Source organism: Chryseobacterium sp. POL2 (assembly GCF_011058315.1).
Lineage (GTDB): Bacteria > Bacteroidota > Bacteroidia > Flavobacteriales > Weeksellaceae > Soonwooa.
The window spans coordinates 1,524,997-1,548,807 of the sequence record NZ_CP049298.1 but is presented as its reverse complement, the minus strand read 5'-3'; the positions used below and the strand labels follow the sequence as shown (position 1 = coordinate 1,548,807).

Below are 23,811 nucleotides of genomic sequence, written 5' to 3'. Positions count from 1 at the left end.
ATAGTGATGACTATTTATTAGAAAGAGCTTTTATTAAAATTGTACAGATATTTAATTTATATACATTAAATTCGTAAAGTTTCATCTGTTTTGTAAAAATTAATAATAATGAAAAATGCTACACACTATGGTTATCAACTCGACAGCGTTGATAAGGAGATTATCTACATGTTGATGGATAATGCAAAAACATCTTTGGCGCAGATCTCCACAAATGTTGGTATTTCTACCACCGCGGTGCATCAGCGTATAAAAAAATTAGAACAAGCTGGCGTTATAGAAAATTCAATTTCTTTTCTTAATCCTCGAAAAGTTGGCTACAAAGTCGTATCATACATTGGTGTTTATTTAGAAAAACCAAGTCATTACAAAGATGCTGTTGACGCTTTTCAGAAGATTAACGAAATTATCGAGGCGCATTATACAACGGGTAATTATACGGTGTTTTTAAAAGTTTTGTGTCGTGATAATGATCACTTAATGGATATTATCAATCAGATTCAGGCTTTGAAAGGCGTTACCAGAACAGAAACATTTATCTCTTTGGAACAAAGTATCAATCGTCAATTGAAAGTATAATATACTTTTTATAAAATCAAAGAGCGCAGAAAATAACGCTCTTTTTTTATCTTTGTAATTCAAATTTAATATTATGGAAATCAAAAATTATCTTGACTCAACATATCTTAAAACACCTGCACAGTCAGGGCTTTCAGAAGAAGAAACTATTAAAAAAGTTAAGGAATTAACCGATGAAGCCATCGCGAACAAAATTTTTGCAGTGATGATTCGTCCCGATTATGTGGCGGAAATCAGAAAATATATCGATGCTAAAAACGCGAAGGTTGTATTAGGAACTGTTATCGGTTTTCATGAAGGCACATATTCTATAGACTCAAAATTAGAGGAAGCTAAAAAAGCCATTGCTGATGGTGTGGACGAGTTGGATTTTGTAATTAATTATGAAGCCTTTAAAAATGCAGATCTTGAGCTCGTTAAAACTGAGTTTTTGAAGTGCACGCAATTGGCTTTAGAAAACAGAAAAATTGCAAAATGGATTATCGAGATTGCAGCCTTGACAGATGCTCAGATTGCAGATATAACAGCCAAAATTTGGTCTTGGTCGCAAGAAAACTTTTCGCCAGAACAATTCAAAAATATCTTTGTTAAATCTTCAACAGGTTTTTATCAAACTGATGCAGGGAAGCCAAATGGCGCAACTTTCGAAGGAGTCCAAATCATGCTAGATAACGCAGGAGAATTACCTGTGAAAGCTGCAGGCGGTGTAAGAACGCATGATGATGCTGTTAAGATGATTGATCTTGGCGTTAAAAGAATTGGAACGTCATCAGCTTTGGGATTAATAGAGGATACAGCTTCAGATTCTTCTTATTAAAAGATTAATAAAATTGATACACAAAAAAACCTCAGTCGATTAACTGAGGTTTTATATTTAAAAAAAATTATTGTTTAATAATCTGCGTTACCCTTTGCGTATTATCATCAAGAGTATAACGCATGAGATATTTACCAGGACGAAGTTTGTCCAATCTTATCTCAGCAGCATTCATATTAACACTGTATTCCAAAACTTGTACCCCAAGAATTGAATAAAATGTTACTGTTTTTATCTTAGCCTCATTTTCTTTAGCCTTTATAATGATAAAATCTTTAGCTGGATTGGGATAAGCTACCAAAACCCCATCATCACTTTTGGAAAATCCAGAGTTGATGTTGTAACTCGCTTTACTAACCTGAGCATTCATCTTTGTGGAGAATGTCAGGGAAAAGCCCGTGAATAATATAAATAGTAAAAATTTTCTCATTTAAATAAACTTTATTGAAAGTCCTAAACACAAATGTATTTAAATCATTTCAATTATACAATAATTATTCCATAATTGTGACGTAAATTTGCAGTAAAAATTTTACTGATGTTTACAAGAAATAGAAGACTTAGAACCAACGCGTCTATTAGAAGTCTAATTCAGGAAACGCAAATCACTACCAACGATTTTGTTTTACCAATGTTCGTCATGGAAGGTGAAAACAAAAAAGAAGCCATTTCTTCAATGCCCGGAGTTTTTCGCCAAACTTTAGATTTAACAGTTAAACAAATCAAAGAAAATTATGCATTAGGAATTAAAGCTGTTAATCTCTACATGAAGGTTTCCGATAATCTAAAGGATAATACCGGTAAAGAAGCTTGGAATCCAAACGGATTAATGCAAACGACGATTAAAACTATAAAAGATGCCGTTCCAGAAGTGGTAATTATGCCAGATGTTGCACTGGACCCGTACTCAATTTATGGACACGACGGCATTATCAAAAACGGAAAAGTAGACAACGATTCAACTTTAGAAGCACTTGCCAATATGTCAGTATCTTTGGCAGAAGCAGGAGCCGATTTTGTAGCACCAAGTGACATGATGGACGGTCGTGTTTTGCTAATTCGAGAAGCATTGGATGATGCAGGATTTACAGATTGCGGAATTCTGTCTTACGCTGCGAAGTATGCAAGCTCTTTCTATGGGCCTTTCAGAAGTGCTTTGGACAGTGCGCCAGTTGACGCAACAGACATTCCAGAAGACAAAAAAACCTACCAAATGGATTTTCATAATTCCAAAGAGGCCATTACAGAAGTTTTGGATGATGTGGCAGAAGGTGCAGATATTATTATGATAAAACCCGGAATGCCTTATTTGGATATCGTTTCTAAGGTTCGAGAATTAATTACGCAGCCCATTGCAGTTTATCAGGTAAGTGGCGAATATGCAATGTTGAAAGCTGCTGCTCAAAATGGTTGGTTGGATAACGACAAAGTACTTATCGAAAGTTTGACATGTATCAAAAGAGCGGGCGCAGACATGATTTTCACTTATGCAGCGCCAGAAGTAGCCAAATTACTTCATAGATAATTATTAGGAGCTTTTTCCCGCTGTCCGCTGTATCTTTTGTTTCGCCGACTTCGCTTCGCTCAGCCGCCTCAACAAAAGGATGCCGCTTCCATCGGGGCTAAATAACAAAAAAGTTTCAGGATTTCCCTGAAACTTTTTTGTTACACTTCTTTAGATGTTTCGGTCATGCCATTGGACAGTTGTTTTTTATTTTTCAAACCTAGTTTTCGAAGTTTTTCAGTTTGTAAAACCAAGTTGTCGTTACCTGTTGATAATTGTTTGTAGGCTTCATCATAAGAGGATTGCGCTTGGTCGATACTTTTTCCAATCTTTTCCAATTTGTCCACAAAACTCACAAATTTATCATAAAGTTTTGCGCCACGCTCCGCAATTTCCATAGCGTTTTTATTTTGATATTCACGCTTCCAAAGATCGGCAATTAGCTTTAGCGAAGTGATAAGATTGGTAGGACTTAGTAACAAAATCCGTTTGTCGTAGGCATAATTCCATAACTGCGTGTCCGCTTGCAAAGCCGCGTTGTAGGCCGCTTCGCTCGGAACGAAAAGCATTACAAAATCTAATGATTTGTCAAAGTCATCATAAGCTTTGTTGCTGAGCTCGTTGATATGGTTTTTAATAGAAGCAAGATGTTGATTTTGTTTAATTTTAAAAATGTCAACGTCTTCCTCATTTGCCATCTCGATAAAAGCGGTGAGCGATACCTTGCTGTCGATAATCACATTGCGTTGGTCTGGATATTTGATAATCGCATCGGGACGCATTTTTTTACCAGAAAACTCAGAATAGATTGGGTTTTTATGATCGTCTCGCAACTCGTGTTCTAGAAAATATTCTCGGTTTTTTGTTAGTCCAGATTTTTCCAAAATACTTTCGAGAATCATTTCGCCCCAGTTGCCTTGGGTTTTGCTTTCGCCTTTCAGAGCTTTAATAAGTTTGTTGGCTTCTTGCGAAATTTGTTGGTTGAGAAGTTTTAGTTCGTTCACTTTTTCGCCTAATGAAAATCGTTCTTTACTTTCTTTATCGTAGGTTTCGTGTACCGTTTTTTTAAGGTCGTCCAGGTTCTTACCAAATGGTTCCAAAATGGATTTGAGATGTTGTTGGTTGAGGTTGGTGAATTTTTCGGTTTTCTCTTCCAGTATTTGGTTCGCCATTTTTTCAAAATGAAGTTGGCTTTGCTTTTGTAATTTTTCTATTTCTTCTTTTTGGTTCTTAAGAAGGATTTCAAAATTTTTATTTTGAGCGTTTAATTCTGCATTTTGAGCAATTAAAGTTTGTTTGTCATTTAGCAAAACTTCTTGTTTGTCTTGAAGTTGTTTTAAATCAAATTTAATATCATCCAATTGTTGAACAAGATTGAGATTGTCTGCATTTTGTTCTGCTAGTTTTTGGTGATATTCAAAAACTTTGGACTCGAGATCCTCATTTTTAAGTTGGAGATTTTCTTTTTGCTTTTCCGAATTTTCAAGATTTGATTTTGAAAAAGACACTTCCGAATGCAGACTCGAAATTTCTTTTTCAAAACTTAAAGTTTTTGTACTGATTTTAGTTTGATAATAAAAATACAAAACCAGTATCCCAATGATTATGCCAGCTACAAGTCCCACCAACAATGATAACCAATCCATTTTAAAATTTTATTTTTCGTTCTCTAATTCTATTTTTGCTTTTTGTAGGGCTTCTTTTTCTTCTTTGTTAACTTCGGGGAATTTAAGATTCATATTTTCCAAAGTCTCGATAATAATCTGCAGCGCAGAAAGTCTAGTGTACCATTTTTTGTCGGCTGGGATAATATGCCAAGGGGCGTAATCTGTGTTGGTTGCTTGGATGGCTTCTTCATAAGCTTTCATGTAGTCCTTCCAATAACCGCGTTCAACAACATCGCCACTGGCAAATTTCCAATTTTTATCCTCTTCGTTGATGCGATCAAGAAAACGCTGTTTTTGTTCTTCTTTAGAAACGTTTAAAAAGAATTTAATAATTTTGGTTCCGTTGTTGGTCAAATGTTTTTCAAAATTTCTGATGCTTTCGTAGCGGTTTTCCCAAAATTTCTTATCAAAATCCTTAACATTATCCCATACGCGTTCTTTAAGATTGTATTCAGGATGAACTTTGCAGACCAAAACACTTTCGTAATGCGAGCGGTTGAAGATACCAATTTTGCCTTTTTCTGGAATAGCTAAATAATGGCGCCATAAAAAATCATGATTGTATTCTTTAGAACTTGGTGTTTTAAAACTGGTTATGGTGCAACCTTGCGGATTAACACCGCCGAAGACATGTTCTATAAGGCTGTCTTTTCCTGCTGCATCCATCGCTTGGATAACAATTAAAAGTGATTGGCTGTTATCCGCATAAAGTTTTTCTTGTAAGTCGTAAAGTTTTTCTTTCTCGGTGTGGAGAAGTTGCTGGCCTTCTTCTTTTGGTATGTCGGCTTTGTAGTCGGTTTTGTGATCGGATAATTTAAAATCTTTCTTACTGATTAGAAAATCTTTGGTTTCTATGGGTTTCATAATTTGCTTTTTGGTTAAAAATAATAAAAAAAACCGCTTAAATAAAGCGGTTTTTTAAATTTTATAAATAGTTACTAATTATTTTTTAGCTTCTAATGCAACAGGTGTTGCCGATTTTAAAGCTGCTTTTTTAGCTGGTGCCGCTTTTCTTGATTGCATAGCTGGTGCCTGTGCCGCCTGTGCTTTCATAGGTGCAACTTCTAATTGTTGCCCTGCTGCGCCAATGATTTCGCCTTTTATGATTAATACTGATCTTGGGTTTTGGGCATCGTTAGAAAATACTTCGATAGGTTTACTAAATGCTCCGTTTAAATTTGTATTGTATCCAACTTTTATTTTAGTAGATTTTCCTGGAAGAATTGGATCTTTGCTCCATTCTGGTGTTGTACAACCACATGCTGGTTTTACATCAGATAAAATAAGCGGTTCTTTACCAGTGTTGGTGATAGTGAAGTATGTGTGACCATCAGCACCATGTGCTACTTTTCCGTAATCGTGAACTGTTTTGTCAAAAGAAATTGTTTGTGCAGATGCTAATCCAAAGCTTAATACAGCTACCAATCCTAAAAGTGTCTTTTTCATATTATTTCTTGTTTTGTTAATTTAATTTTAAAATTACTAAGAATCAAAGTTATAAATATAATTTAAATATTTCTATAAATAATTTTGTTTATCTTATTTTTGCAAATAATAAGCCAAAAATTATTAATAATGCAGATTGCAAATAAATATAACCCACAAGAGACAGAACAAAAATGGTACAGTTACTGGTTAGAAAATAATTATTTTCATTCAACGCCAGATGATAGACCACCTTACACAATTGTTATTCCACCACCTAACGTTACAGGGATCCTTCACATGGGACACATGTTGAATAATACCATTCAAGATGTTTTGGTGAGAAGAGCAAGAATGCAAGGTTTCAATGCTTGTTGGGTGCCAGGAACAGACCACGCTTCTATTGCAACCGAAGCTAAAGTTGTTGCTAAACTTAAAGAACAAGGTATTTCTAAAAAAGATATTGGTAGAGAAGAATTCTTAAAGCATGCTTGGGATTGGACCCATCAATATGGAGGAACGATTTTGGAGCAGCTCAAAAAACTTGGTTGTTCTTGCGATTGGGATCGTACGCGATTCACAATGGAAGATAATTTGTCAAAATCGGTTATTAAAGTTTTTGTTGACTTATACAACAAAGGTCTTATCTATCGCGGTTACAAGATGATTAACTGGGATCCAGAAGCTAAAACAAACATTTCTGATGAAGAGGTTATTTTCAAAGAGCAAAACGGAAAATTATTCTATTTAAAATATAAAATCCTTGGCTCGGATGAGTTCTTGACCGTGGCGACAACGCGTCCAGAAACTATTTTTGGGGATGTTGCGGTTTGTGTCAACCCTGCTGATGAGCGCTATCAACACCTGAAAGGTCAAAAAGTTATTGTGCCAATTGTTAATCGCGAAATCCCTATTATTGAAGACGATTATGTTGATATTGAGTTCGGGACTGGTGCGCTTAAAATTACACCAGCGCACGATCTTAACGATTATGAAATTGGTAAAAAACACGATTTGCCAATGATAGACTCTATGGATGATGATGCTAATCTTAATGACCATGCATTGCATTATTCTGGAAAGAATCGTTTTGTTGTAAGAAAAGAAATTGCAAAAGAGCTTGACGAAAAGGGACTTCTTTTAAAATCAGAAGATTATACCAACAAAGTTGGAACTTCCGAAAGAACTGGCGCCGTTATTGAACCGAAAATTTCTGTTCAGTGGTTTTTGAAAATGAGTACTTTGGCAAAACCTGCTTTGGATGTTGTAATGGATGATGAGGTGAAGTTTTATCCAGAAAAATTCAAAAATACTTACAGACATTGGATGGAGAATGTTCACGACTGGAACATCTCGCGTCAATTGTGGTGGGGACAGCAGATTCCAGCTTTCTATTATGGAGATGGAGAAAATGATTTTGTTGTAGCAGAGACAATAGAAGATGCTTTGGTTTTAGCAAGAGAAAAATCTCAAATCTCAGATCTTCAAATCTCAAATCTAAAACAGGACGAAGACGCTTTAGATACTTGGTTTTCGTCTTGGTTATGGCCAATTTCTGTTTTTGAAGGGATTTTAGAACCCGACAATAAAGATATTAACTATTACTATCCAACTTCAGATTTGGTGACTGGTCCGGATATTATTTTCTTCTGGGTGGCACGTATGATTATGTCTGGATTGGAGTATAGAAAAGAAATTCCTTTTAAGAATGTATATTTCACGGGAATTGTACGCGATAAACAACGTCGCAAAATGTCCAAATCTTTGGGCAACTCACCAGATCCTATTGATCTGATAGATAAATATGGTGCAGATGGCGTTCGTGTAGGGATTTTATTAAGTTCTGCGGCGGGTAACGACTTGTTGTTTGATGAAGATTTGATGCTTCAAGGACGTAATTTTGCTACTAAAATCTGGAATGCCTTCAAGTTAACGCAAGGTTGGACAAAAGATGAAAATATGGCTCCTAATGATGCCGATCAACAAGCGATTAATTGGTTTGCACAACAGCTTAATAAGAGTATCGCAGAGATGGATGACCATTTCTCAAAATTCAGAATTTCTGATGCGTTGCATGTTTTATATAAATTGATTTGGGACGATTTCTGCTCTTGGTATTTGGAGGCGATAAAACCGAATTTTGGCGAAGCGATTAGTGTTGAGGTTTATAACCAAACGCTTAGTTTCTTTGAAGAATTAATGAAATTGTTACACCCATTCATGCCATTTTTATCAGAAGAAATTTGGCAAATTATAGCAAAACGGGATGTTAATAATGCTTTGATAGTTGTTCAACAGAAAAAAGCTGAAAAAGTTGACGATAAAATAATTGCTGATTTTGATTTTACTAAAGAAGTCATTTCGGGCATTAGAAACTATCGTCAATCCAAAGCAATTTCGCCAAGAGAAAAAATTGAATTATTTACCAATGTTTCAAATTTCGAAAATGCAGCGGTAATTCTCAAACTTGCGAATATCGAAAATATTCATTTCAATGAAAAGACCGATAAACCTAGCTTTAGTTTCTTAGTTGGTTCAACAGAATGTTCTATTCCGTTGAGTGAAAATTTAGATTTAGCTGAAGAAAAAATCAAAACAGAAGAAGAATTAAAATACTTAAAGGGTTTCCTTATTTCTGTGGAGAAAAAACTATCAAATGAAAAATTTATGGCTGGCGCACCACAACAAGTTGTCGATAACGAATTGAAGAAAAAGAATGATGCTATGGAAAAAATAGCGATTTTAGAAGAAAAATTAAAAACATTATAATACTAAAGAATTATTCTTTACTTTCACAAGAATGAATCATATAGAAAATATCACGAAACTATTTTCAAAATCATTTGTAGAAAACCCGCTTCTAGAAAGCTTTGAGGCGGGTGTTCTACATTTGTCGTCTGGACGATTGGTTGCGTGCGATCCCATTATAACACCGGACAAAACTGCTTTTAACCAATTGTTTCCGAAAGGAGATTTTTCCATTATGATCCATAAGGAGATTAGCAACAATTGCGTCGCTTATTCGGAAATTATTTTTGAATCGGGAGATGTTGATAGTTGGGTGATGGCATTGTGCGATAACCAAAAATTAGAAGATTTAGAAGAGGGTGAAATCTTTGGTTTTCCTGTAGAATCGGGGATGTCAGCACTTATGGATTTGGACTCTCAACAAAGATTAAATGACTACGAACAAGAACTTTTTCACAAGAAAGGCGTTGACTTTTTAGGCATTTACGAAGAGTTTTTCCATACGTATTTTTACGATAGCAATGGCGCGATTGATCAATTCGCGATGATGAAACCATATCCAGAAGAGAAAGCTAATCTTTTGGCCTTCGAGGCGGGTTACGGTGAAGGTTTTTATGCCTCTTACATCGGTTACAACAAAGCGAAACAACCTATAAAATTTGTTACAGAATTTATAGAAATTCAATAAATACAAAAGCATGATAAAAGTTATACAAAAGCGTCCTTTAATTGTTGTAGTAGGAAGTTCATCTATAGATTTTGTTTTAGAAACATCCAAAATTCCACAGGCTAATGATACCATTTTAGCATCGGAGTCCAAAAGTTTTCTTGGTGGAAAAGGAGCTAATCAAGCCATTGCTACTGCAAAGCTCGGCGCGAATGTCTATTTGGTAAGCTGTGTTGGCATGGATCCTTATGGGCAACAGGTTATCAGAAATCTCGATGACGAAGGGGTTAATGTCGCTTTTGTTAACGAAACAGATGAGCCTACAGGAACAGCTTATGTTACAACCTCCAAAGAAGGCAACGCTATTGTGGTAATTCCTGGAGCCAATTATAAACTTAATAAACGTTACATAGATGAAGCTGATCGTTTTTTTCAGGCAGCAGACATGGTTTTGATACAAATGGAAATCCCAACCGAAACTATCAATTATGTAGCAGAGAAATGCAAAAAATATAACAAAAAACTAGGTGTTTATGCTGCGCCAGCGGCATATTTGTCCAAAACTGTTATTGATGCAGCAACTTTTATTGTTGCAAAAAATCACGACATTAAAATCATTTTTGAAAACGAACCGGTGGAAAGCATCATGAAGAGCCTTCCCAACAAATTGTTTCTGAGAGACGATGCCAATTCTACAAGTTACTATGATGGCAGCGAAATGAAATATTTTCGCGAAAATCCAGAAAATATGGTTAACAAAATGGGAATGGGGGACGCCTTTACATCGGGTTTTGCAATAGCATATCTTCACCAAAATGATATCGAAACTTGCGTGAAATTTGGAAACAAAATAGCCCTTCATGTAGCCAATCAACTCGATTCTCAGAAAGGACTTCCAAGCCTTAAGGAAGTTAAATAATTAAAAATTTTATGAAGGAGTTTGTTGTTAAAGCTGAAGATCAATATCCTTTGGCTTGTACTTTATTCGTGCCCGAAGAAGAAAATCATCACAAGATTTTGATTGTCAATTCTGCAACGGGTGTGAAACAACAAATGTATTTCGGATTTGCACAATATCTAGCTCAAAATGGAATTACGGTAATAACCTATGATTATCGCGGTATTGGACTTTCTAAACCGAGAAAATTAAACTCATTTTCTGCAACAATGCGTGATTGGGGCAATCTTGACTTCAAAGCGCTTACAGAGTATGTTATAAAACATTTTCAAAATTATTCCAAATATCTTCTTGGTCACAGTGTTGGTGCTTTAATTTTGGGCATGAGCCCGCATTCTGAAATTTTTCGGAAAGTTTTATTTGTTGCCACACAAAATGCTTATGTCGGCAATTTGAATTTTAAAACCAAAATTTCAGCTTATTTGGGATTTGGAATTGTACAACCTTTGTCAACTAAATTATTCGGTTATTTTCCTGCGCATCATTTTGGATTGGGAGAAAGTTTGCCAGCAGGTGTTGGATTTGATTGGCGAAATTTAATTTTAAAATCAAAGTCGACAGATTATTTACTAGAACATTCTAACACTAATATATCTAAAGAATTGACCAAAGAATGTTTTGTCCTTTATGCTGATGATGACGAATGGTTGACCCAAAAAGGAGTTGAAGCTTTACTGAAATTAAGCTATCCAAAACTAAAACCAAGTTATCGTTTGTTAACAAAAAGCGAATCCGAAGTGGGAAAAATTGGACATGTTAACTTTTTTAGAAGTTATAACCAAAAGCTTTGGGAAATTTTAAAACAAGAGATTATTTAATTTAAAACTAAAAATTTGGAATCTACAATTGAAAAAACAATAGAATTTGTAAAGCAAAAGCTAAAAGGTGCAGAAGCTGGACACGATTGGTATCACATCGAAAGAGTCTGGAAATTGTCCAAAAAAATTGCAAAGACTGAAAATTGTGATTCAGAAATTGTAGAATTGGGTGCTTTGTTTCACGATATTGCCGATCCGAAATTTTATAATGGTGATGAAAGTTTGGCGCCGAAAATTGCTTCAGAATTTTTGAGAAACTGTGCTTATTCAGAAGAAAAAATCGAAAAAGTAGTGTTTATTATTAATCATATTTCGTTTAAAAATAGAGATAATCTTCCCGAAGAAATTCCTGTAGAATTACAAATTGTACAAGATGCTGATAGGATTGATGCGATTGGCGCGATAGGCATTGCAAGGAGTTTTAATTTTGGAGGCTTCAAAAATAATTTGATGTACGATCCAGAAGTTTTGCCAAAAATCGGTATGTCAAAAGAAGAATATAAAAAATCGAATGGGACGACCATCAATCATTTTTATGAAAAACTATTGCTTCTGAAAAACATGATGAATACGAGCGCTGGGAAAAAAATGGCCGAAGAAAGACACCAGTATATGCTAGACTTCCTAGATCAGTTTTATAAAGAATGGAATGTGGACTAAGCGCTAGTTTCAAAAGCTTTCTTATCTTTGCATTATGTATTTAATAATATTTCTGATTTTCTTATTGTTATGCGTAGCCTTAGTTTTGTCTTTGTACAAAAAAGGTCGGTTTGCGGTTATAAGCAAGATTTTTAGATTTGTTATTGTGATGGGAAGTATAGCCTATTTTACATATTTGTTTATAGAAAAAAGTTTGAGCCAATTTTTGGAAAACTCCATGGCGGTGCAAGTTATTAATCACTTACCACAGCCTTTGGATTTTTATATTATTCGTGTTTCTGATGCGGAAAATACCAAAAAATATATGTCCAAACATGTTGGTAAAATTCGACCAGATTTTTATAGGATAGAATATCTTAATATGCAAAAATCCAATGAGTTTTGGATTGCGGGCTATCTTAACAAATCCCGATTGGTTTATTTTTCACAACATGCAGTGCCAGCAGGTGATAAAGACCAGATTGTTGAGGTGCGTAATTATATTAACCAAAGTCAAAAGCTTTCGGGGATTGCGTCAGACCAAGTTGGAATTTTGAAATACGACAATATGAAAATCAGTATTTGGATAACACTAGACTTACTGCTGATTTTCCTCAATTCTGTTTTGCTTTTTAGGCGAAAATAGACAGATACTTTCTATCATCATTAACTTTAATTTTTATTTTATAAATAAGTTTCTGGCACACCTTATGTGCAGAATTTTTTACTATGAATATACAAGCTAAATTAGAAGCAGGTAACCAAGCTTTCCTTAATTGGAAAACAATAAGTTTTGAAGAACGTCAACAATATTTTGTGAAAATGGCAGAAGTTATGAGAGCAAATGTTGAGTCTTATGCCACGACCATTACCAACGAAATGTACAAACCGATTACACAATCGATTGCTGAGATTAATAAAACAGCAGGAATGCTAGATTATTACGCAAATTGTCCTAATGTTTTAAAATCTGAAACTATTAAAACTGAGTTTAATATTTCTGAAGTTCACCATGCGCCAATGGGGATTATTTTGGGCGTTATGCCATGGAATTTTCCTTTCTGGCAAGTTTTGAGATTCGCAGTGCCTGCAATTTTAGCGGGAAATGTTGTGGTTTTAAAACATGCTTCAATTTGTTTTGGTACAGGTAACGCGATAGAAAAATTATTTTTAGAAGCTGGTTTTCCAAAAGCTGTATTTCAGAATTTTGAAGTGGGCCACAAAGAGATTCAAGAGATTTTAGAAAATCCTTATGTGAAAGGCGTTAGCTTGACAGGTAGTGGAAAAGCGGGTGGCGAAGTAGCTTCTATCGCTGGTAAAAATATTAAAAAATCTGTTTTGGAATTAGGAGGAAGCGACGCGTACATTGTTTTGGATGATGCCGATATTCTAAAAGCCGCTAAAGAAGGGCCGCGAGGAAAACTTCAAAATACAGGACAAGTTTGTAATGCTGCAAAACGATTTTTGATACAGAAATCAGTAGAACAAGATTTCTTGGCCATTTTCTTGGAAGAATATCGTAGTTATGTACCTGGAGATCCAATGGATAAAGAAACGAGGATTTCTAAAATGGCCAGAAAAGATCTCGCTGATGATTTGGTTGCTCAATACGAAAAGGCATTAGCAAATGGCGCTGAGGTAATCATTCCTTTGGTACGCGTGTCAGATCAAGAGTTGACGCCTGGCGTTATCAAAGTTGAGACTGGTAATCCTATTTTGCAAGAAGAGTTGTTCGGGCCTTTGGCAATGGTGATGGTGGGAGAGTCGGACGAAGAACTTTTGACTATAGCGAATGATATTCCGTTTGGATTAGGAAATGCAATCTGGACAAAGAATAAGGAAAGAGCACAATTTTTTATTGATAATCTCGAATCTGGTACTGTTTCGATTAATAAATCAACAAGCTCGGATGCGCGTTTACCATTTGGTGGAGCAAAACAATCGGGTTATGGCGTAGAATTGTCAACTTTAGCCTTAAAGGAATTCACCATTACAAAAACTGTAGTTGGTAATATTTAATTTTTTGTGATTAAATATTTTTAATAGATGTAAAATAAGTTTCGGCGCCCAAAGGGCGCCGAAACTCTTTATAAAAGTTGGTAATTTGTTCCTTCTCTACTGTCTTTTAGTTCAATGCCTTGTTCCAAAAGTTGGTCTCTAATTTGGTCAGAAAGTTCCCAGTTTTTAGCTTTTCGCGCTTGATTTCTTAATTCAATTAAGATTTTTAAAGCTTGATCTAGTTTTTCACTACTGTTTTCTTCAATGTTTTGTAAGCCCAAAACTTCAAAAACAATATCGTGTGCAAAACGTTTTAAATCATTAAGATCGGCTTGGTTGATAGTTTCCTTTTTGTCTTTAATCGCAAAAATTGTTTTAACAATTTCAAACAGATTAGCCATCAATATTGGACTATTAAAATCATCTAATAAGGCATCAACGACTTTAGTTTTTAAATTTTCTATATTGATGCTTGACTCTTTAGAAACCTCCAAATAATCTAAAGTTTTTACCGCGTCCATTAGCCTATTAAAGCCTTTTTCGCTGGCCAACATCGCTTCATTGGAAATGTCTAAAACACTTCTGTAATGTGCTTGTAAAAAACAAAATCTCAATATACTTGGATGAAATGCTTTTTCAAAAAAGTTGTTATTTCCAGTGATTAATTCCATGGGAAGAATGTAATTGCCAGTTGACTTGGACATACGTTGTCCATTCATCGTTAGCATATTGGCATGCATCCAATAGCGAACTGGCGCTTCACCATTACAAGCTTTTCCTTGAGCGATTTCACATTCGTGGTGTGGGAATTTTAAATCCATTCCGCCACCGTGGATGTCAAATTTATTTCCAAGATATTTGGTACTCATCGCGGTACATTCGAGATGCCATCCTGGGAAACCTTCTCCCCATGGGGAAATCCACTTCATGATATGCTGTGGAGATGCTTTCTTCCAAAGGGCAAAATCTTGTGGATTTTTCTTTTCATCTTGTCCGTCAAGATCGCGTGTGTTGGCAAAAAGCTCCTCGATATTTCTTCTCGAAAGTTCTCCATAATTAAGTCCGCGATTGTTATATTCAATCACATCAAAATATACAGAACCATTGCTTTCGTAGGCAAATCCTTTCTCGATAAGCGTTTTTGTTAACTCAATTTGTTCTACAATATGGCCTGTAGCGGTAGGTTCAATCGTTGGAGGTAGAAGATTGAATTTTTTTAAAACATCATGAAAATCAACGGTGTATTTCTGTACAATTTCCATGGGTTCTAATTTCTCCAAACGCGATTGCTTGATAAAGCGGTCATTATTGATGTCGCCATCGTCCGTTAAATGTCCAGCATCTGTAATGTTGCGCACATAACGAACTTTATATCCTAAAAATACCAAACTTCGATAGATAAAATCGAAAGACAAAAAGGTTCGGACATTCCCTAAATGCACATTACTGTAAACGGTTGGGCCACAGACGTACATGCCGATATTGCCTTCTAGTATTGGTTGGAATATTTCTTTTTCTCCTGTTAAAGAGTTGTATATTTTCAGTTGCATTGTTATGTTATAAAAGTAATAGGTTTATGATAATTATTAAATGAAATTCAGTCTGAAATACAGCAAGTTTTATCACAACAAATAATAGTTGTAATAAAAATCTGGTGTTGTGTTTTTCTAAATTTAGTCATAATATTAATTATCAAATTTTTAAATCAAATTAATCCAATTTGGCGTGGCTTCCTACATAATGTAAGAATTCTTGTCGCGTAATTGGATTGGTACGGAAAATACCACTTAATTCTGCTGTAATTGTCGAACTAGCAGTGTCTTTTATGCCACGACAATTCACGCAAAGATGCTTGGCATCGATAATGCAAGCGACATCTTTGGTGCCAAGCGCTTCTTTCAGCGCTTCTACGATTTGCATGGTTAATCGTTCTTGTACTTGTGGTCTTTTGGCGTAATAGTCAACAATTCTATTAATTTTTGATAAACCAATTACTTCACCATTTGAGATGTAAGCAACATGAGCACGCCCAATAATTGGCAAAAAATGATGTTCGCAGAAAGAATAGACTGTAATGTCTTTTTCAACAAGCATTTGGCGGTATTTGTATTTATTAGAAAATGTCGAAATACCAGGTTTGTTTTCGGGGAGCAATCCTCCGAAAATTTCGTTAACATACATTTTGGCAACACGTTTTGGAGAGTCTTTTAGGGAATCGTCCGTCATATCGAGTCCTAGCGTTTCCATGATCTCACCAAAAAGACCTTGGATTTTATCAATTTTTTGCTGAGGACTTAGTGCAAATGCATCTTCGCGAAGTGGTGTATGTTCTTTACCTATGAAAAGGTCATCGTCATTATCAAAATGTTCCGCCATTTTTTAAAACTAATTATAATAAGCAAAATTATGAAAAAATAAACTTTTGATGGTTAAAAGCGAGGTATTATTAAAATTAATATGTAAATTTCGTTTGGTGAAAATTTTTAGCTTTTAAATCAACTGATAATCTTTTGGTTGTGTTTTTATAAAATACGAATCATAAAATTTAATCATTTTGAATTGAAATTTTATATATTTGCACCAAATTAACATTAATTAAAAATAAATACTATGTCAGACATTGCATCAAGAGTAAAAGCTATCATCGCTGATAAGCTTGACGTTGAAGAAACAGAAGTAACTCCAGAAGCTAGCTTCACTAACGATTTAGGAGCAGATTCTTTGGATACTGTAGAACTTATCATGGAATTCGAAAAAGAATTTAACATTCAGATTCCTGATGATCAAGCAGAAAAAATTACTACTGTAGGTCACGCTATCGCTTACATCGAAGAAGTAGTAAACAAATAATATTTTCTAAAAATTAATTAGAGATTTTAAAAAATTATATGGAATTAAAAAGAGTAGTTGTTACAGGTTTTGGTGCCATTACACCGGTAGGAAATAATGCAAAAGAATATTGGGACAGTCTTGTAAAGGGTGAGAGCGGTGCTGCTCCCATTACTCTTTTTGATTCCACTAATTTTAAAACAAAATTTGCTTGCGAAGTCAAAAATTTTGATCCACTTAATTACTTCGATAAAAAAGAAGCAAAAAAAATGGATCGTAACTCTCAGTTTGGTCAGATTGTAGCACGAGAAGCGATTGCACATAGTCGTCTTATCGAAGACAATGTTGACAAAAACAGAGTTGGGGTTATCTGGGGCTCAGGAATTGGCGGATTAGAAACTTTTGAAAAAGAGGTTTTAGGATTTGCTGCGTCTAATGGAATACCAAGATTTAACCCATTCTTTATTCCAAAAATGATTGCTGATATTACACCAGGGAATGTCTCTATCGAATTTGGTTTCCATGGTCCTAACTATACAACCGTTTCAGCTTGTGCATCATCGGCTAACGCTCTTATCGATTCCAAAATGCTTATCCAATTAGGTAAAGCTGATGTTATCGTTTGTGGTGGGTCAGAGGCTGCTGTAACCGCTAGTGGTATGGGAGGATTCAATGCATTGATGGCCCTTTCTACAAGAAATGATGATCCTAAAACTGCTTCTAGACCATTTGACAAAGACAGAGATGGATTTGTACTAGGAGAAGGTGCAGGATGTATTATTTTGGAAGAGTATGAGCACGCTGTTAAAAGAGGTGCAACCATCTATGCAGAACTTGCCGGAGGAGGTCTTAGCGCAGATGCGCACCACATGACAGCTCCACATCCAGAAGGATTGGGCGCATATCTTGTAATGAAAAATTGTTTAGAAGATGCAGGACTTTCTGCTAACGAGGTAGACCACATCAATATGCATGGTACCTCTACGCCGTTAGGAGATATTGCGGAGTCTAACGCTATTGCAAGATTGTTAGGTGAGCATGCCTATGATATCAACCTTAATTCTACTAAGTCTATGACAGGGCACTTATTAGGTGCTGCTGGTGTTATCGAGGCTATTGCAGCTTTGGGCACTATTATTCATGGCGTTATTCCACCAACAATTAACCACTTTACAGACGATGAAAAGATTGATTCTAGATTAGACTTCACTTTTAATAATGCTGTTGAGAAAAACGTGGAAATTGCAATGAGTAATACTTTCGGATTCGGAGGTCATAACGCTTGTGTTCTTTTCAAAAAAATCTAAATTATTATGGAGTTGAAGAATTTGCTTTCTAAATTCCTAATAAAAAGAAAACGCAACGCACTTTCTCAAAAAGACATTAAGTTTCAAAAAGACATTCTAGCTCTTGTAGGCTATCAAGTTAATAATCTTGAAGTTTTTCGAGAAGCCTTTTCATTGAAAGTTTCGGGTCGAAATTCTGAAAAGAAAAACTACGAGCGGCTAGAGTTTTTAGGAGATTCGGTATTGGGTTCTATTATTTCTTGCTATTTGTTCCAAAGATATCCCGAAGCTAATGAAGGCTTTCTTACACAAATGAAATCCAAAATTGTAAACCGAAAAAATCTTAATAAACTAGGAGAACAATTAGGATTAACCAAATTAATATTTACGGATAATAGTGTCACGTTAAGCGAAAATATTGCAGGTAATTTACTAGAAGCCTTTGTGGGTGCTCTGTTTTTGGACGTCGATTATGAAGCCTGTAAAAAAATTGTCCTTGAAAAAATTCTTCCGCCTGATGAAATTAATAAACTAGAAAACAAAATTATCAGTTACAAAGGTTTGTTATTAGAATGGAGCCAGAAGAAAAAACTATCTATAAAATACGAAACTTGCGAAGAACACTTGGTTGGCAAGCAGATTGCATTTCGTTGTAATGTTTGGTTAGATGATGAAAAAATAGCAAATGCTTCAGAATCTTCTAAGAAAAAAGCCGAAGAAAAAGCCGCTCAACGCGCATTTTATATGTTAAATAAAAAAGAGCAGATCATTGAAAAGCAAAAAACTATTTCTTGATTTTGAAGATGAAGAGTGCATCGAAATTGGATTGATGCGTCTTGCTAGTAATTTGCCACATCCCGAAGTTTTTTTTCACCTTAACAATGCCAATATTTTTAATCTAAAGCGCAGTTTCGATATTGTCTTCGAGGGCGTTTATAACGATTACCATTTCGCTTGCTATGAGGCTTATGATAAGTCAAACAAAAATTGCTGGAGGTTAATCTCCAACAAATCTATTGTTACCCATAAAAAGAAAGAACAAACTTTACTGTTTGAAGATGAAGAAGATGTGAAGTTTTTATTAAATGATCATCATGACGTTGATTATGTTATAACATCATCGGATTCGTTTGCGGATTTTTCAGTAATTTTGCTGCCGGAAAAACTGTTCTTTCCAATACAAGAGTTCAATCTGTCAGCAGATACAGAACTCTATCAAATAATTCAATACTATGAATAAGAATTTAAAAAAAACTAAAATCATTGCAACACTAGGCCCTGCGTCTTCTGACAAAGAAACGATGATCCAAATGGTGAAAGCAGGCGTTGATGTTTTTAGGATAAATTTTTCGCATGCCGATTACAATATTGTAAAACGTAATATAGAAACTATTCGCGAGATTAATCAAGAATATGGCTACTCGGTAGCCGTTTTGGGAGATTTGCAAGGCCCAAAATTGAGAGTCGGCGTCGTTAAAGAAGGTTCTTTCCTTAATCCTGGAGATGTTTTAACCTTTACCAATGAGAAAGTTGAAGGCGATTCTACCAAAGTTTATATGACTTATGAGAAATTTCCACAAGATGTTAAAGTTGGAGAACGTATTCTGATAGACGATGGTAAATTGGTTTTAGAAGTTATCGAAACCAATGAAAAAGATACCGTACGTGCAAAAACCATACAAGGAGGACCTCTTAGTTCCAAAAAAGGTGTTAACCTTCCGAATACCGATGTCTCGTTACCAGCTTTGACAGAAAAAGATATCCAAGATGCTAACTTTATGTTGGATCTAGAAGTCGATTGGATCGCATTGTCGTTTGTTCGTCATGCACAAGATATTAAAGATCTAAAGGCTCTTATCGAAAACCACCCAACTAATAAAATAAAAACACCAATCATCGCTAAAATTGAAAAACCAGAAGGTGTTAGAAATATCGATGAAATCCTTATCGAATGCGATGGATTGATGGTGGCTCGTGGAGACCTAGGTGTTGAAGTTCCAATGGAGCAAGTTCCCGTTATTCAGAAAAATCTGGTGCATAAAGCAAGGTTGTATTCAAAACCTGTAATTATTGCAACCCAAATGATGGAAACCATGATTACAAGCCTTACACCAACAAGAGCAGAAGTTAACGATGTGGCAAACTCGGTAATGGACGGTGCAGATGCGGTAATGTTATCTGGTGAAACCTCTGTCGGAAAATATCCAGTTGAAGTTATCAAAAATATAACGAAGATTGTCAAAACAACAGAAACAACACATCTTTACGCAAAACAAAATGCTCCAATTGAGGAAAAGATCAATTGTGTGGATGACCGTTTTGTGACAGATATGGTTTGCCGTTCTGCAGTAGATATCGTAAAAAGTTCTGGCGCAGAGGCGATTATTACTTTGACGTCGTCGGGGTATACAGCATTCCAGATTTCCGCCCATAGACCAGATGCTCATATTATCGTATTTAGTTCCAACAGACGAGTTATTACTATGCTTAATTTGCTTTGGGGCGTGCGTGCATTCTATTATGACATGCAAAAATCCACCGATGAAACAGTTATCCAGGTTAATATGTTGGCCCACAATTATGGATTCGTAGAACAAGGTGATTTTGTCATCAACCTTAATGCGATGCCAGTCCACTATGGTGGTAAAACCAATACCTTGCGATTGACAACAATATAATTTCGAAGCCCCAATTTTGGGGCTTTTTTCTTAAAAAGTTGTAAAGCTTGTTAATCGACGTTAAAATTGGTTTTCAATATCTACAAAAGCTTACTTTTGAAAAAAAACTATTTGAGGCCACTTTTATTTTTTCTAACCTTTTTTTCCATACTAAGTTTTGGACAAAATCAAATTTCTGGTATTGTTCAGACCGAAAACGGGCTTCGTATTCCCAATGTCTTGGTGGTGAATGTTACCACAGGTACAAAAACCTATACCAATACTATCGGTGAATTTTTCATTGCTGCTAACCCAGGCCAGACGATTCGGTTTTTAAAGGATAATTATGATCGTGTTAGCTTGGAAGCTTTTTCAGATAAAAATTATGTGATAAACATGATTAAATCCGCTCAGGAAATCGAAGAAGTTACAGTTTCTAATATCAAAATCACAGGTAAAATTAGTGATGCTTCAGCTCTAAAAGTTGATGATAGTGCAGAACGGCTTCAAAATGAGATAGGAACACCAAAGCCACCCCAGAAACCTCGTGAGAGAGCGCCCGAAATGAAAAAAGATGTATTGGTACCTATGATTTTTGGTGCGCTAAATGTGGATGGACTTTATAAGGTCGTTTCTGGAAAATCCCGCCAAATGAAAAGCCTTTATCGTTATGAAGACGAAGTCGATGATATCCAATGGATCCGGAGCAAGATAGAAGATTCTTATTTTGAAAGCGCGGAAATTCCTAATGATCAAATTAATACATTTTTAAATTTTACCATGGCCGATGCTGATGTTCGTCGGTATGTGAAAGCCAGAAATGCCGGAGGATTAGTCATAGCTATGGAAAAGCATATTCCCGAATTTTTGAAGCGCATTAAAAAAGACTAATATCCTTATTTTATCTTTTTCTAAAACCGATATTTTATTAAATTATAGTCGCTAAAAGTTATTTTATAACACTTTCATTTTAATCAAATAACTTTTTTGATGAAGCTTTATTTTAAAATTAATTATGAAACCAAAATTGGTGAGCATTTGGTTTTACAAGTTTTGAAAGATGAAAAAAACGGACAATCTTATGATTTGGATTGTCAAGACAATTTCATTTGGGAAGGCGAAGTGGATTATTTTTTTAAGGATATTTGTTATCGGTATCAAGTTTTAAATATCGATAAACAAGTTGTTGAAGAAGAAATTGTTTCGCATTTTTTTACTTTTAGACCCCATTTTCGATTCCTATCAAATTCAGGATACCTGGAATCGGAAAAATTTCCCAGAAAATTATCTTAATAATAAAATTTTTAAAAATAAAAAAAGGGCTTTCGTTCCAGAAAATGTGAAGCTTCGTAAAATACATACGCATCTTTTCCGTATCGAGGCGCCACTTTATAATCCCAATTGGAAAATAATTTTAATTGGCGATATTTCAGAACTAGGACTTTGGCAATATGACCAAGCAATTGCTTTGCAAGAAGTGGATTTCGGTGTTTGGGAAGTGGCTTTAACAATTTCGGCTTCTTGTAATTTTGAATACAAATATGGTATTTATGATAACGAAAGCAAGCAAGTCATTTTCATTGAAGGCGGTGACAATCGTATTTCAACTCCCAATTTATCCGCTGAAATGTTACATTTCAAAAAATAAAAAAAGCTTATTGCCTTATGCGGCATTTTGCGTGTTGCGAGATCACTATAAAACAGCAAATTTCAATATTTGGGAAACGCATAAAGTTTATTCTGCTGAAGAAGTTGCTGCGATGTACGATACAAAGCACAAGGATTACTCCGACGTTATGATGCATGCTTGGGTGCAATATCAGTTGCATTTGCAGTTGTCAGAAGCTGTTGATTATGCGCATCAACTCGGTGTCTTTTTGAAGGGCGATTTGCCAATAGGAGTTTATCGTCATAGCGTTGAAACTTGGACAGAACCAGAACTTTTTGAGATGGATTTTCAGGCGGGCGCACCACCAGATTATTTCTCGGATTTGGGACAAAACTGGGAATTTCCGACTTATAATTGGGAAGTGATGAAAGCGGATTCTTACGCGTGGTGGAAAAAACGTTTTAGGCTATTAGAACCTTATTTTGATACGATGCGAATGGATCATATTCTTGGGTTTTTCAGAATTTGGAAAATACCAATGGATGCAACACAAGGCGTTTTAGGTTATTTTTGTCCAGCAATTCCTGTGACAAATGAAGAATTAAATCTTAAAAATATTAGTTTTGATCAAGAGCGTTTTTGTACGCCTTATATTACGGATGCTATTTTAATCAAGCTTTTTGGGAATGAAACTGAATTAGTAAAGTCGCATTTCCTGAATTCTAAAAATGATGGAACTTACCAATTTAAATCGGAATATGATTCGCAAAGACAATTGACTGAGTTTTCCAAGGAAAGCCGACAAGATTGGCAAAAAGAAAAACTTTTGGCTCTAGCAGCTAATGTGTTATTCATTCTCGAAAAAAATGAACTAGGTGAAGAAGTCTATCATCCGCGTTTTAACATGGCCAATACGTCGTCTTTTGCTGATCTTCCAGAAAGCACTCGCAGCACGTTGGCGGAAGTTTACAATAATTATTTCTTCGTTCGACAAGATAGGATGTGGTACGAAAAAGCCAAAGAGAAGCTTACTGTTTTGTTAACATCTACAAAAATGTTGCTTTGTGGAGAAGATTTGGGTTTGGTTCCAGATTCTGTTCCTATTGTGATGGATGAGTTTGCGATTACCGCTCTCAAAGTTCAGCGTATGCCATCGGGGAATATTCCGTTTTACGATCCTAAAAACGCAAGCTATATGAATGTTGTTACCACATCATCGCACGATAGTTCTACACTTAGGCAGTGGTGGCATGAGGATCGTAATGTGATGCAGCAGTATTTTAATGAACAGTTGCATCAATACGGAACTGCACCTTGGGATTTGTTGCCCCAATTTTCTGAAATGATAATGAAACAACATCTGTTCACCCATGCGATGTTGGCTATTTTCCCAATTCAGGAATTTCTGGCAACTGATGCGCGTTTGATGAATCCAAATATAGATAATGAGCGAATTAATATGCCACAATTTTTCCACATTATTGGCGCTACAGGATGCATCTTAATTTAGAAGATTTAAAAACAGAAACCGATTTTAACCAAAAAATAGCTTCTTGGATTCAAGATTCTGGACGAAAATAAGTGTCTGAATAGCAGTCTTTAAAAACATA

The 23,811-nt window shown here is 35.4% G+C and carries 25 protein-coding genes; 19 read left to right on the top strand and 6 right to left on the bottom strand.

The features are described 5' to 3' along the window. The first annotated feature begins 108 nt into the window (after positions 1-108). The gene (locus tag G6R40_RS07080) at positions 109-579 is read left to right on the top strand and encodes an Lrp/AsnC family transcriptional regulator (protein WP_165133470.1); all 471 of its coding nucleotides are present in this window, start codon (positions 109-111) and stop codon (positions 577-579) included. Positions 580-649: 70 nt separating this feature from the next. After that, the gene (deoC, locus tag G6R40_RS07075; RefSeq protein ID WP_165137569.1) at positions 650-1,396 is read left to right on the top strand and encodes a deoxyribose-phosphate aldolase; all 747 of its coding nucleotides are present in this window, start codon (positions 650-652) and stop codon (positions 1,394-1,396) included. A gap of 67 nt (positions 1,397-1,463) precedes the next feature. Here deoC and G6R40_RS07070 read toward each other — a convergent pair whose 3' ends face one another. Further along, positions 1,464-1,826 (bottom strand): T9SS type A sorting domain-containing protein, encoded by a 363-nt coding sequence (locus G6R40_RS07070; protein WP_165133467.1) that lies wholly within the window; start codon positions 1,824-1,826, stop codon positions 1,464-1,466. A 108-nt stretch (positions 1,827-1,934) separates the two neighbouring features. Between G6R40_RS07070 and hemB the strand changes: the two genes are divergently transcribed. Continuing rightward, positions 1,935-2,921 carry a porphobilinogen synthase gene (hemB, locus tag G6R40_RS07065; protein ID WP_165133464.1) on the top strand — a complete coding sequence of 329 codons (987 nt, stop codon included), beginning with the start codon at positions 1,935-1,937 and terminating at the stop codon, positions 2,919-2,921. 140 nt (positions 2,922-3,061) lie between these two features. Here the strand turns inward: hemB and rmuC are convergent, their stop codons facing one another. The 3 genes from rmuC to G6R40_RS07050 all read right to left on the bottom strand — a co-directional run bounded on the left by rmuC (position 3,062) and on the right by G6R40_RS07050 (position 6,013). Next, a complete protein-coding gene (gene rmuC / locus G6R40_RS07060) occupies positions 3,062-4,546 on the bottom strand; it encodes a DNA recombination protein RmuC (RefSeq protein WP_165133461.1) in 1,485 nt (494 codons plus the stop codon). Positions 4,547-4,555: 9 nt separating this feature from the next. Further along, positions 4,556-5,431, bottom strand: a complete 876-nt coding sequence (locus tag G6R40_RS07055) for a polyphosphate kinase 2 family protein (RefSeq protein WP_165133458.1) — start codon at positions 5,429-5,431, stop codon at positions 4,556-4,558. Positions 5,432-5,509: 78 nt separating this feature from the next. Continuing rightward, a complete protein-coding gene (locus G6R40_RS07050; RefSeq protein WP_165133455.1) occupies positions 5,510-6,013 on the bottom strand; it encodes a DUF1573 domain-containing protein in 504 nt (167 codons plus the stop codon). Positions 6,014-6,142: 129 nt separating this feature from the next. Here G6R40_RS07050 and G6R40_RS07045 point away from each other — a divergent pair, with 129 nt between their 5' ends. The 7 genes from G6R40_RS07045 to G6R40_RS07015 all read left to right on the top strand — a co-directional run bounded on the left by G6R40_RS07045 (position 6,143) and on the right by G6R40_RS07015 (position 13,841). After that, entirely contained in the window at positions 6,143-8,761 is a 2,619-nt protein-coding gene (locus tag G6R40_RS07045; protein WP_165133452.1) for a valine--tRNA ligase, read from the top strand. A 31-nt stretch (positions 8,762-8,792) separates the two neighbouring features. Beyond that, complete coding sequence (locus tag G6R40_RS07040) at positions 8,793-9,428, top strand: DUF4241 domain-containing protein (protein WP_165133449.1); 636 nt, start codon at positions 8,793-8,795, stop codon at positions 9,426-9,428. Positions 9,429-9,438: 10 nt separating this feature from the next. Then, complete coding sequence (locus G6R40_RS07035; protein ID WP_317164549.1) at positions 9,439-10,326, top strand: PfkB family carbohydrate kinase; 888 nt, start codon at positions 9,439-9,441, stop codon at positions 10,324-10,326. Positions 10,327-10,337: 11 nt separating this feature from the next. Then, positions 10,338-11,183 carry an alpha/beta fold hydrolase gene (locus G6R40_RS07030; RefSeq protein ID WP_165133446.1) on the top strand — a complete coding sequence of 282 codons (846 nt, stop codon included), beginning with the start codon at positions 10,338-10,340 and terminating at the stop codon, positions 11,181-11,183. Between the two features lie 15 nt (positions 11,184-11,198). Further along, the gene (locus G6R40_RS07025) at positions 11,199-11,843 is read left to right on the top strand and encodes an HD domain-containing protein (RefSeq protein ID WP_165133443.1); all 645 of its coding nucleotides are present in this window, start codon (positions 11,199-11,201) and stop codon (positions 11,841-11,843) included. Between the two features lie 34 nt (positions 11,844-11,877). Beyond that, positions 11,878-12,468, top strand: a complete 591-nt coding sequence (locus G6R40_RS07020) for a hypothetical protein (RefSeq protein ID WP_165133441.1) — start codon at positions 11,878-11,880, stop codon at positions 12,466-12,468. An 83-nt stretch (positions 12,469-12,551) separates the two neighbouring features. Then, positions 12,552-13,841, top strand: coding sequence for an aldehyde dehydrogenase family protein (locus tag G6R40_RS07015; RefSeq protein ID WP_165133439.1), 1,290 nt, complete (start codon positions 12,552-12,554; stop codon positions 13,839-13,841). Positions 13,842-13,909: 68 nt separating this feature from the next. Here G6R40_RS07015 and cysS read toward each other — a convergent pair whose 3' ends face one another. Both cysS and folE read right to left on the bottom strand, forming a co-directional pair. Beyond that, on the bottom strand, positions 13,910-15,370 hold the full coding sequence (cysS, locus tag G6R40_RS07010; RefSeq protein WP_165133437.1) for a cysteine--tRNA ligase: 1,461 nt from the start codon (positions 15,368-15,370) through the stop codon (positions 13,910-13,912). Positions 15,371-15,530: 160 nt separating this feature from the next. Further along, positions 15,531-16,196: a GTP cyclohydrolase I FolE gene (gene folE / locus G6R40_RS07005; RefSeq protein ID WP_165133435.1), complete on the bottom strand. Its 666-nt coding sequence runs from the start codon at positions 16,194-16,196 to the stop codon at positions 15,531-15,533. Between the two features lie 234 nt (positions 16,197-16,430). Here folE and G6R40_RS07000 point away from each other — a divergent pair, with 234 nt between their 5' ends. From G6R40_RS07000 to G6R40_RS06970, 9 genes are all read left to right on the top strand, one after another. Then, positions 16,431-16,670 (top strand): acyl carrier protein, encoded by a 240-nt coding sequence (locus G6R40_RS07000; protein WP_002976354.1) that lies wholly within the window; start codon positions 16,431-16,433, stop codon positions 16,668-16,670. Between the two features lie 38 nt (positions 16,671-16,708). Then, positions 16,709-17,956 carry a beta-ketoacyl-ACP synthase II gene (fabF, locus tag G6R40_RS06995; RefSeq protein WP_165133433.1) on the top strand — a complete coding sequence of 416 codons (1,248 nt, stop codon included), beginning with the start codon at positions 16,709-16,711 and terminating at the stop codon, positions 17,954-17,956. Between the two features lie 6 nt (positions 17,957-17,962). Then, a complete protein-coding gene (gene rnc, locus G6R40_RS06990) occupies positions 17,963-18,730 on the top strand; it encodes a ribonuclease III (RefSeq protein WP_165133431.1) in 768 nt (255 codons plus the stop codon). After that, complete coding sequence (locus G6R40_RS06985; protein ID WP_165133429.1) at positions 18,705-19,175, top strand: IPExxxVDY family protein; 471 nt, start codon at positions 18,705-18,707, stop codon at positions 19,173-19,175. The genes rnc and G6R40_RS06985 overlap by 26 nt, the downstream gene beginning before the upstream one ends. Continuing rightward, positions 19,168-20,613 (top strand): pyruvate kinase, encoded by a 1,446-nt coding sequence (gene pyk / locus G6R40_RS06980; RefSeq protein ID WP_165133427.1) that lies wholly within the window; start codon positions 19,168-19,170, stop codon positions 20,611-20,613. Before G6R40_RS06985 ends, pyk begins: the two co-directional genes overlap by 8 nt. A gap of 96 nt (positions 20,614-20,709) precedes the next feature. After that, positions 20,710-21,483: a hypothetical protein gene (locus G6R40_RS06975; protein WP_165133424.1), complete on the top strand. Its 774-nt coding sequence runs from the start codon at positions 20,710-20,712 to the stop codon at positions 21,481-21,483. A gap of 99 nt (positions 21,484-21,582) precedes the next feature. Beyond that, positions 21,583-21,885: a hypothetical protein gene (locus G6R40_RS15150; RefSeq protein WP_228455941.1), complete on the top strand. Its 303-nt coding sequence runs from the start codon at positions 21,583-21,585 to the stop codon at positions 21,883-21,885. Positions 21,886-21,931: 46 nt separating this feature from the next. Further along, a complete protein-coding gene (locus G6R40_RS15145; RefSeq protein ID WP_228455940.1) occupies positions 21,932-22,240 on the top strand; it encodes a carbohydrate-binding module family 20 domain-containing protein in 309 nt (102 codons plus the stop codon). Positions 22,241-22,250: 10 nt separating this feature from the next. Beyond that, positions 22,251-23,711 carry a 4-alpha-glucanotransferase gene (locus G6R40_RS06970; protein WP_262887673.1) on the top strand — a complete coding sequence of 487 codons (1,461 nt, stop codon included), beginning with the start codon at positions 22,251-22,253 and terminating at the stop codon, positions 23,709-23,711. Positions 23,712-23,811: the final 100 nt, after the last annotated feature.